Here is an 8929-nt window from a genome sequence, read left to right as displayed (position 1 = left end):
CCCGGCCGGGCTCCGGCTCCGCCGCCGTACTGGTCGCCATCGCGCGCTCCTCCCTCGCCCCCGCCCTCGTACCGCCGCCCCGCCCGCGCTCGCCGGCCGGGGCCGTTACCAGCATGCCATCGCCGCCGCCGGGGCCGGCCGGGCGCGGGCCCGCGGACGGCGCAGGGCCCGCCGGAGAGGTTCCGGCGGGCCCTGCGGCACGGCACGCACGAGGAGCGCGACCGTGGACGATCCGGGTCGGGTCAGTCCTTGATGTCGCAGATCGAGGCGCCCGAGGTGATGGACGCGCCGACCTCCGCGGACAGGCCCTTCACCGTGCCGGAGCGGTGGGCGTTCAGCGGCTGCTCCATCTTCATGGCCTCCAGGACCACGATGAGGTCGCCCTCCTTGACCTCCTGGCCCTCCTCGACGGCCACCTTGACGATGGTGCCCTGCATCGGGGAGGCCAGGGTGTCGCCGGAGGCGGCCGGGCCGGACTTCTTCGCCGCGCGGCGCTTGGGCTTCGCGCCGGCCGCCAGGCCGGTGCGGGCCAGCGACATGCCCAGCGAGGACGGCAGCGAGACCTCCAGGCGCTTGCCGCCGACCTCGACCACCACCGTCTCGCGGCCCGACTCCTCGTCGCCCTCGGCGTCGGCCGGGGCGGCGAACGGCGGGATCTCGTTGACGAACTCGGTCTCGATCCACCGGGTGTGGACGGTGAACGGGTCGGCCGAACCGGTCAGCTCCGGGCCGAACGCCGGGTCGGTCACCACCGCGCGGTGGAACGGGATGGCGGTGGCCATGCCCTCGACGCGGAACTCCGCCAGGGCGCGGGCGGCGCGCTGGAGGGCCTGCTGCCGGGTGGCGCCGCTGACGACCAGCTTGGCCAGCAGGGAGTCCCAGGCCGGGCCGATGACGCTGCCGGACTCCACGCCCGCGTCCAGCCGGACACCGGGGCCGGTGGGCGGGTCGAAGAGGGTGACGGTGCCGGGCGCGGGCAGGAAGCCCCGGCCCGGGTCCTCGCCGTTGATGCGGAACTCGAAGGAGTGGCCGCGCACCGCGGGGTCGCCGTAGCCGAGCGCCTCGCCGTCGGCGATCCGGAACATCTCGCGGACCAGGTCGATGCCGGTGACCTCCTCGGTCACCGGGTGCTCGACCTGGAGGCGGGTGTTGACCTCCAGGAAGGAGATCGTGCCGTCGTTGCCGACCAGGAACTCCACCGTGCCGGCGCCGACGTAGCCGGCCTCCTTCAGGATGGCCTTGGACGCGGCGTAGAGCTGCTTGTTCTGGTCCTCGGAGAGGAACGGCGCGGGGGCCTCCTCGACCAGCTTCTGGTGGCGGCGCTGGAGCGAGCAGTCCCGGGTGGAGACCACGACCACGTTGCCGTGGGTGTCGGCCAGGCACTGGGTCTCGACGTGGCGCGGCCGGTCCAGGTAGCGCTCGACGAAGCACTCGCCCCGGCCGAAGGCGGCGACCGCCTCGCGGACCGCCGAGTCGTACAGCTCGGGCACCTCCTCCAGGGTGCGGGCGACCTTCAGACCGCGACCGCCGCCGCCGAAGGCGGCCTTGATGGCGATCGGCAGGCCGTGCTCCTTGGCGAAGGCGACGACCTCGTCCGCCCCGGAGACCGGGTCGGGGGTGCCGGCCACCAGCGGGGCGCCGGCGCGCTGGGCGATGTGCCGGGCGGCCACCTTGTCGCCGAGGTCGCGGATGGCGTGCGGCGGCGGGCCGATCCAGGTCAGACCGGCGTCCAGCACGGCCTGGGCGAACTCGGCGTTCTCCGAGAGGAAGCCGTATCCGGGATGGACGGCGTCCGCGCCGGAGTCGGCCGCGGCCTGGAGCACCTTGGCGATGTCCAGGTAGCTGGTGGCCGGGGTGTCACCGCCCAGGGCGAACGCCTCGTCGGCCGCGCGGACGTGCAGGGCGTCCCGGTCCGGATCGGCGTACACGGCCACACTGGCGATTCCCGCGTCCCGGCATGCCCGGGCGACGCGGACAGCGATTTCGCCACGGTTGGCGATGAGCACCTTGCGCACGATGGCTCCCTCCTTGAAACAAGCTGAGTTTAGGGACTGCCGACACGGCCACACGACCCGTCCCCAAGGGTGAGCTTGCCCACACGGAGCGTGATTCGAGGCGTGCTGGAGTCGGAGAAATCCTTGTCGCACCACGTTACGCAGGGCTTGTGAACGGAACAGTAACTCTCCGGCTCGGGGCGGGTCGCTGTCCGCCGGTCCAGCGCCGTGTCCCGTTTCTTTGTGGGGTCCCTACCAATGGGCGAACGGTTCCGCCCGATCGGTCCACACCCTTGTCCTGAGCATTACCAGTCAGTAGCCTGCCCGGCACGGCGTCCGACGGCCGGTGATCCGGCCACCGGCCCGGCAGTCTTCAGGCGAGGGGGGAACATGGCGGCCCGCAGAGCGATCGCCCTGGCAGCCGGGATCGTGCTGCTGCTGGAGGCGGTGGGCACGGTCCTGCTCCACCTGGTGCTCGCCGTCGTGATGGGCGGTCAGCGCATGTCGCTGGACGGACTCGACCCCGACCACATGGTGACCGGCATCCGGGTCCTCGGCTTCGTCTTCGGCGCGTTCCTCGCGCTGTGCGGGGTGCTGCTGCTCGTCGTCGCCGTGCGGAACCGGCCGCCCACCCGGCCGGTCCGCATCCTGCTCATCGCCTGCGCCGTCGTGCACGGACTGCTCGGCGCGGTCTGCGTGGGCCTGGTCGGCTGGGCCGCGTTCACGGTGATGATGGCCGTGCTGGCCCTGCTGGTGGCCGCGCTGGTGCTCTACGCGCCCGACCTCACCGACCGCCGCCCCGCCCCGGCCTGAGCCGCCGCGGGCGCGGCCGTCACCGCTCCCAGAGGTCGGTGATCGCGGTCCCCAGCTCGGCCAGCAGCCGGCGCAGCAGCGGCAGCGACAGCCCGATGACGTTGCCCGGGTCGCCGTCCACACCCTCGATGAACGGCGCGGAGCGGCCGTCCAGCGTGAAGGCGCCCGCCACGTGCAGCGGCTCGCCGCTCGCCACGTACGCCGCGATCTCCTCGTCGCTCGGCTCGCCGAAGCGCACCACGGTGGACGCGGTCGCCGAGACGTACCGCTTGGCGGCGGTGTCCCAGACGCAGTGCCCGGTCTGCAACACGCCGGCCCGGCCCCGCATGTCCCGCCAGCGGGCGAGGGCCTCCTCGGCGTCGGCCGGCTTGCCCAGCGCCCGCTTGTCCAGCTCCAGCACCGAGTCGCAGCCGATCACCAGCGCGCCGGACACCTCGGGCCGGGCGGCCACCCGGGACGCCTTCGCCTCGGCCAGCGCGAGCGCCAGCTCGGCGGGGGTGGGAGCGGTGACCGCGTCCTCGTCCACCCCGCTGACGATCACCTCCGGGGCGAGGCCGGCCTGGCGCAGCAGACCGAGACGGGCGGGGGAGGCGGAGGCGAGCACCAGGCGGCGGCGCGGAGCGATGGTCATGCCAGCGAGGGTACTGAGCCGCCGACGGCCGGGCGGACCGGGCTACCGCAGCCCCACGGAGAACATCAGCACCACCATCGCCAGCGCCAGCAGGACGCCCGCGCGGCGCAGCATGGCCTGCGTGTCGCGCATCTCCTCGGGCGGCTCGTTCTCAGGGTCGGACCAGAGCATGCCTCCGATGCTGCGGGCGGGGCGGCCCCGCCGCCTGAGTACGCGTACTCAAGCCCCCGCCGGGCCGGGCGGCGGCCGGGCGCGGGCGGCCTCAGGCGGGCCAGTAGGTGCGCGTCCAGGAGCGCGGGCCCGGCGCGATGCGGCGGCCGCGGGCGATGCGGGCCGGGTCCGACCAGCCCTCCGGGGACCGCGGCGGGCCGTCGCCGCCGGCCGCGGCCAGCGCCGCCGCGCGGGTCTGCACCACCGCGAGCGCGGCGGCCAGCTCCTCGGGGGTCGGATTGCCCCGTACGACTCTGATCATGGAAAGCCTCCTCGGGTGTCCGTCCGTCCCGCCGCTACAGCGGGATGTTGCCGTGCTTCTTCGGCGGCAGGCTCTCCCGCTTGGTGCGGAGCTGGCGCAGCCCCTTCACCAGGTGGGCCCGGGTGTCCGACGGCATGATCACCGCGTCCACATAGCCGCGCTCGGCCGCCGTGTACGGGTTGAGCAGGGTGTCCTCGTACTCCTGGATCAGCCGCGCCCGGGTGCCCTCGACGTCGTCCGCCTCGGCGATGGTGCGGCGGTGCAGGATGTTGACCGCGCCCTGTGCGCCCATGACGGCGATCTGCGCGGTCGGCCAGGCCAGGTTGAGGTCCGCGCCCAGGTGCTTGGAGCCCATCACGTCGTACGCCCCGCCGAACGCCTTGCGGGTGATGACGGTGATCAGCGGCACGGTGGCCTCGGCGTAGGCGTAGATCAGCTTCGCGCCCCGCCGGATGATCCCGCCGTACTCCTGGTCGACGCCCGGCAGGAAGCCCGGCACGTCCACGAAGGTGACCACCGGGATGTTGAAGGCGTCGCAGGTCCGCACGAACCGCGCGGCCTTCTCCGAGGCGTCGATGTCGAGGCAGCCCGCGAGCTGCATCGGCTGGTTGGCGACCACGCCCACCGGGTACCCCTCGACGCGCCCGAAACCCGTCACGATGTTCGGCGCGAACATCCCCTGGGTCTCCAGGAACTCCCCGTCGTCCAGCACGTGCTCGATGACGGTGTGCACGTCGTACGGCTGGTTGGCGCTGTCCGGGACCAGCGCGTCCAGCGCCCGGTCCTCGTCGGTGGGCGCGAGGTCCGCCTCCTCGGGGAAGGACGGGGCCTCGGTGAGGTTGTTGGACGGCAGGTAGGACAGCAGCGACTTGACGTACTCGATGGCGTCCTTCTCGTCGCCCGCCATGTGGTGCGCCACGCCCGAGGTGGTGTTGTGGGTGCGCGCGCCGCCCAGCTCCTCGAAGCCCACGTCCTCGCCGGTGACCGTCTTGATGACGTCGGGCCCGGTGATGAACATGTGCGAGGTCTGGTCCACCATCACCGTGAAGTCGGTGATGGCCGGGGAGTAGACCGCGCCGCCCGCGCACGGGCCGACCACCAGGCTGATCTGCGGGACGACCCCGGAGGCGTGGGTGTTGCGGCGGAAGATCTCGCCGTACAGGCCGAGCGCCATCACGCCCTCCTGGATGCGGGCGCCGCCGGAGTCGTTGATGCCGATCACCGGGCAGCCGGTCTTCAGGGCGAAGTCCATCACCTTGACGATCTTCTGCCCGTAGACCTCGCCCAGCGCCCCGCCGAAGACGGTGAAGTCCTGCGAGAAGACGGCCACCGGGCGGCCGTCCACCGTGCCGTAGCCGGTGACGACGCCGTCGCCGTACGGGCGGTTGGCCTCCAGCCCGAAGGCGGTGGAGCGGTGCCGGGCGAACTCGTCCAGCTCGACGAACGAGTCCTCGTCCAGCAGCAGCGCGATCCGCTCACGGGCGGTCAGCTTGCCCTTGGCGTGCTGCTTCTCGACGGCGCGCGCCGACCCCGCGTGGGTCGCCTCCTCGATACGGCGCTGGAGGTCCGCGAGCTTGCCCGCGGTGGTGTGGATGTCGATCGGGGGCTCGGACTCTCGTGGCTGCGAAGACTTCGCCGGCTCGGACATCGGGATGCGGCTCCCTGACTGGTCGCGGATCACGGGCTGCCGGCCAGCTCGCACTGGTCCGGGCCCGGTGGCTACTGGCCCGTAGCGTATCGGCGGGCCGCGCCGACGAGAGTGAGGCATCCGCCACACCTACCCTGGCGTTCATGACCTCTTCTCCCTCCTCGTCCGGTAGCCGCTGGTCCGATCTGGAGCGGCCGCCGCTGAACGGGAACGACCTGCGCCGGGCGCTGGTCCGCCCCGGCTCGCTGTGGACCTCGCTGGACGTGGTCGCCGCCACCGGGTCCACCAACAGCGACCTGGCCGCGCGGGCCGGCGAGCTGCCCGAGGGCGCGGTCCTGGTCGCCGAGGAGCAGACCGCCGGGCGCGGCCGGCTGGACCGCACCTGGTCCGCGCCCGCCCGCTCCGGCCTCTTCTTCTCCGTGCTGCTCAAGCCGGACGTCCCGGTCGGGAGGCTGGCCTGGCTGCCGCTGCTCACCGGCGTCGCCGCCGCCACCGCGCTGGCCCGCGCGGCCGGCGTGGACACCGCCCTCAAATGGCCCAACGACCTGCTGGTCACCGTGGGCGGCGAGGAGCGCAAGGCCGGCGGCATCCTCGCCGAGCGGACCGGCGACGGCACCGGGGTCGTCATCGGCCTCGGCCTCAACGTCAGCCTGCGTGCCGAGGAGCTGCCGGTCCCCACGGCCGGCTCGCTCGCCCTGGCGGACGCCGTCTCCACCGACCGCGACACCCTGCTGCGGGCCGTGCTGCGCGCGCTGGAGGAGTGGTACGGGCGGTGGGCGGCCGTGAACGGCGACCCGGCCGCCTCCGGGCTCCAGGAGGCGTACGCCGCCGGCTGCGCGACCCTCGGGCGCCCGGTGCGCGCGGAGCTGCCGGGGGAGCGGACCCTGGTGGGCGAGGCGGTCGCGCTGGACGGCGAGGGCCGGCTCGTGGTGGCCGCCGAGGGCGGCGGGCAGGAGGCCGTCGGCGCCGGCGACATCGTCCACCTGCGAGCCGGGGACTGAGCGGCCCGGACTCCCCGGGCGGCGGCGAGCGGAGCAGATCCTTCCGCCCCGTCCGGGACGGAACCGCAGGTGGGCCGGGTGCCGTCCGGGCGGCCCATCAGGACGTGAGCCAGGGCACACCTGCCGTATCGTGGACCGCGATCCAGCGACAGATCGGCAGGACAGTGCGCACGGAACGGGCAGGAGGCGGCCGGTGACCGTCGACGACGCGGACCCCGACCGGCCGGAGCCCGGTTCCGGCACCGGGCCCGGCCACCGTTCCGGCACGGCCGCCGAGGACGCTTCGGGCGCCGAGGACCCCTCGGGCGGCGAGCACTCCTCGGGCGGCGGGAGCGGCGAGCGGCCCGCCGGGGCCGAGGGGCGGTCCGGGGCCGCCGGGGAGGGCGCCGAGTACCCGACCCCGCACCATGTCGTCGACCACACGGCCGAGCCGACCGACGACCCGCTCGCGATCCGCCTGGAGCAGCTCATCCTCGGCGCCGAGCGCCGCTACACCCCCTTCCAGGCGGCCCGCACCGCCGGCGTCTCGATGGACCTGGCCTCGCGCTTCTGGCGGGCCATGGGCTTCGCCGACATCGGCCAGGCCAAGGCGCTGACCGAGGCCGACGTGCTGGCGCTGCGCCGGCTGGCCGGTCTGGTGGAGGCCGGGCTGCTCAGCGAGCCGATGGCGGTGCAGGTGGCCCGCTCCACCGGGCAGACCACCGCCCGGCTGGCCGAGTGGCAGATCGACTCCTTCCTGGAGGGGCTGACCGAGCCGCCGGAGCCCGGGATGACCCGCACCGAGGTCACCTATCCGCTGGTCGAGCTGCTGCTGCCGGAGCTTCAGGAGTTCCTGGTGTACGTCTGGCGGCGGCAGCTCGCGGCCGCCACCGGCCGGGTGGTGCAGGCCGCCGACGACGAGGAGATGGTGGACCGCCGGCTCGCGGTCGGCTTCGCGGACCTGGTCGGCTTCACCCGGCTGACCCGCCGCCTGGAGGAGGAGGAGCTGGGCGAGCTGGTCGAGGCGTTCGAGACCACCTGCGCCGACCTGGTCGCCGCGCACGGCGGCCGGCTCATCAAGACCCTCGGCGACGAGGTGCTGTACGCGGCCGACGACTCCGGGACGGCCGCCGAGATCGGCGTACGGCTGATCGAGACCCTCTCCCAGGACGAGACCATGCCGGCGCTGCGGGTCGGCATCGCCTTCGGCACGGTGGCGACCCGGATGGGCGACGTCTTCGGCACCACGGTCAACCTCGCCAGCCGGCTCACCTCGATAGCGCCCAAGGACGCGGTGCTGGTGGACGGGGCGTTCGCCGAGGAGCTGACCCGCACCGGGGAGGCCCCGGTCTCCGAGACGCGGGCCGCCGAGGACGCCGCCCGGGCCGAGAAGGAGGGCGAGACCCCGCCCTCGTACCGCTTCGGGCTCCAGCCGATGTGGCAGCGCCCGGTCCGGGGTCTCGGCGTGATCGAGCCCTGGCTGCTGACCCGCCGGACGCCTAGGATCCCCGGATAACGTCCGTTAACCGGGAGGGTGCGTCCGCATGTCAGAGCAGGTAGCCGGACAGGGAGCGGTGTCGGAGCGGCGCTTCGGGGAGCACGTCGCCGTACGCCGGCACGGGCACGTCGCCGAGCTGGTACTGGACCGCCCCAAGGCGATGAACGCGGTCTCCACCGAGATGGCCCGCTCGCTGGGCGCCGCCTGCGAGGCCCTGGCCGCCGACCCCTCCGCCCGGGTCGCCGTGCTCACCTCCTCCCACGAGCGGGCCTTCTGCGTGGGCGCGGACCTCAAGGAGCGCAACTCCTTCACCGACGCCGAGCTGGTGCGCCAGCGCCCGGTGGCCCGGGCCGCCTACACCGGGGTGCTGGAGCTGCCCATGCCGACGGTGGCCGCGGTGCACGGCTTCGCGCTGGGCGGCGGCTTCGAGCTGGCGCTGGCCTGCGACCTGATCGTGGCCGACGCCAGCACGGTGGTCGGACTGCCGGAGGTCTCGGTGGGCGTGATCCCCGGCGGCGGCGGTACGCAGTTGCTGCCCCGCCGGGTCGGCGCGGCCCGCGCCGCGGAGCTGGTCTTCACCGCCCGCCGGGTCGAGGCCGGCGAGGCCCTGGAGCTGGGCCTGGTGGACCAGCTCGCCGAGGACGCCCGCGCCGCGGCCCTGGAGCTGGCCGGGCGCATCGCGGCGAACTCCCCGGTCGGGCTGCGCGCGGCCAAGCGTGCCCTGCGCCTGGGTCACGGCCTGGACCTGCGGGCCGGGTTGGACGTGGAGGACGCGGCCTGGCGCTCGGTGGCCTTCTCCGGCGACCGGGCCGAGGGCGTGGCCGCGTTCAACGAGAAGCGCGCTCCGGTCTGGCCCGGCGAGTAGCGGCCGGCGGTCGGGGACCGACCGGCTG

The 8929-nt window shown here is 74.2% G+C and carries 9 protein-coding genes; 4 read left to right on the top strand and 5 right to left on the bottom strand.

Annotation, left to right across the window (positions count from 1 at the left end; translation table 11 throughout):
* Positions 1-242: 242 nt before the first annotated feature.
* Positions 243-2015, bottom strand: coding sequence for an acetyl/propionyl/methylcrotonyl-CoA carboxylase subunit alpha (locus C6N75_RS08645; protein ID WP_105868275.1), 1773 nt, complete (start codon positions 2013-2015; stop codon positions 243-245).
* A 369-nt stretch (positions 2016-2384) separates the two neighbouring features.
* Between C6N75_RS08645 and C6N75_RS08640 the strand changes: the two genes are divergently transcribed.
* Positions 2385-2807 (top strand): hypothetical protein, encoded by a 423-nt coding sequence (locus tag C6N75_RS08640; RefSeq protein ID WP_105868274.1) that lies wholly within the window; start codon positions 2385-2387, stop codon positions 2805-2807.
* A gap of 19 nt (positions 2808-2826) precedes the next feature.
* Here the strand turns inward: C6N75_RS08640 and C6N75_RS08635 are convergent, their stop codons facing one another.
* The 4 genes from C6N75_RS08635 to C6N75_RS08625 all read right to left on the bottom strand — a co-directional run bounded on the left by C6N75_RS08635 (position 2827) and on the right by C6N75_RS08625 (position 5558).
* Entirely contained in the window at positions 2827-3438 is a 612-nt protein-coding gene (locus C6N75_RS08635) for a nucleoside triphosphate pyrophosphatase (protein ID WP_105868273.1), read from the bottom strand.
* 42 nt (positions 3439-3480) lie between these two features.
* Positions 3481-3609, bottom strand: coding sequence for a morphogenic membrane protein MmpB (mmpB, locus tag C6N75_RS31450; RefSeq protein WP_256103852.1), 129 nt, complete (start codon positions 3607-3609; stop codon positions 3481-3483).
* 91 nt (positions 3610-3700) lie between these two features.
* Entirely contained in the window at positions 3701-3910 is a 210-nt protein-coding gene (locus tag C6N75_RS08630; protein ID WP_105868272.1) for an acyl-CoA carboxylase subunit epsilon, read from the bottom strand.
* A 34-nt stretch (positions 3911-3944) separates the two neighbouring features.
* On the bottom strand, positions 3945-5558 hold the full coding sequence (locus tag C6N75_RS08625) for an acyl-CoA carboxylase subunit beta (RefSeq protein WP_105868271.1): 1614 nt from the start codon (positions 5556-5558) through the stop codon (positions 3945-3947).
* Between the two features lie 143 nt (positions 5559-5701).
* On the opposite strand from C6N75_RS08625, the gene C6N75_RS08620 reads away from it, so the two are divergent.
* From C6N75_RS08620 to C6N75_RS08610, 3 genes are all read left to right on the top strand, one after another.
* Positions 5702-6559: a biotin--[acetyl-CoA-carboxylase] ligase gene (locus C6N75_RS08620; protein ID WP_105868270.1), complete on the top strand. Its 858-nt coding sequence runs from the start codon at positions 5702-5704 to the stop codon at positions 6557-6559.
* A 193-nt stretch (positions 6560-6752) separates the two neighbouring features.
* Positions 6753-8054, top strand: coding sequence for an adenylate/guanylate cyclase domain-containing protein (locus C6N75_RS08615; RefSeq protein ID WP_105868269.1), 1302 nt, complete (start codon positions 6753-6755; stop codon positions 8052-8054).
* Between the two features lie 58 nt (positions 8055-8112).
* Positions 8113-8901 (top strand): enoyl-CoA hydratase/isomerase family protein, encoded by a 789-nt coding sequence (locus C6N75_RS08610; RefSeq protein WP_105868268.1) that lies wholly within the window; start codon positions 8113-8115, stop codon positions 8899-8901.
* Positions 8902-8929: the final 28 nt, after the last annotated feature.

Origin of the sequence: Streptomyces solincola (assembly GCF_002982015.1) — a bacterium.
Lineage (GTDB): Bacteria > Actinomycetota > Actinomycetes > Streptomycetales > Streptomycetaceae > Streptomyces > Streptomyces solincola.
This window is presented reverse-complemented; position numbering and strand designations above follow the sequence as displayed.

What these genes read in the sequence shown, in the direction of transcription:
- mmpB (WP_256103852.1), bottom strand. Translation starts at nt 3,609, where the DNA reads ATGCTCTGGTCCGACCCTGAGAACGAGCCGCCCGAGGAGATGCGCGAC.
- C6N75_RS08640 (WP_105868274.1), top strand. Translation starts at nt 2,385, where the DNA reads ATGGCGGCCCGCAGAGCGATCGCCCTGGCAGCCGGGATCGTGCTGCTG.
- C6N75_RS08620 (WP_105868270.1), top strand. Translation starts at nt 5,702, where the DNA reads ATGACCTCTTCTCCCTCCTCGTCCGGTAGCCGCTGGTCCGATCTGGAG.
- C6N75_RS08635 (WP_105868273.1), bottom strand. Translation starts at nt 3,438, where the DNA reads ATGACCATCGCTCCGCGCCGCCGCCTGGTGCTCGCCTCCGCCTCCCCC.
- C6N75_RS08630 (WP_105868272.1), bottom strand. Translation starts at nt 3,910, where the DNA reads ATGATCAGAGTCGTACGGGGCAATCCGACCCCCGAGGAGCTGGCCGCC.
- C6N75_RS08625 (WP_105868271.1), bottom strand. Translation starts at nt 5,558, where the DNA reads ATGTCCGAGCCGGCGAAGTCTTCGCAGCCACGAGAGTCCGAGCCCCCG.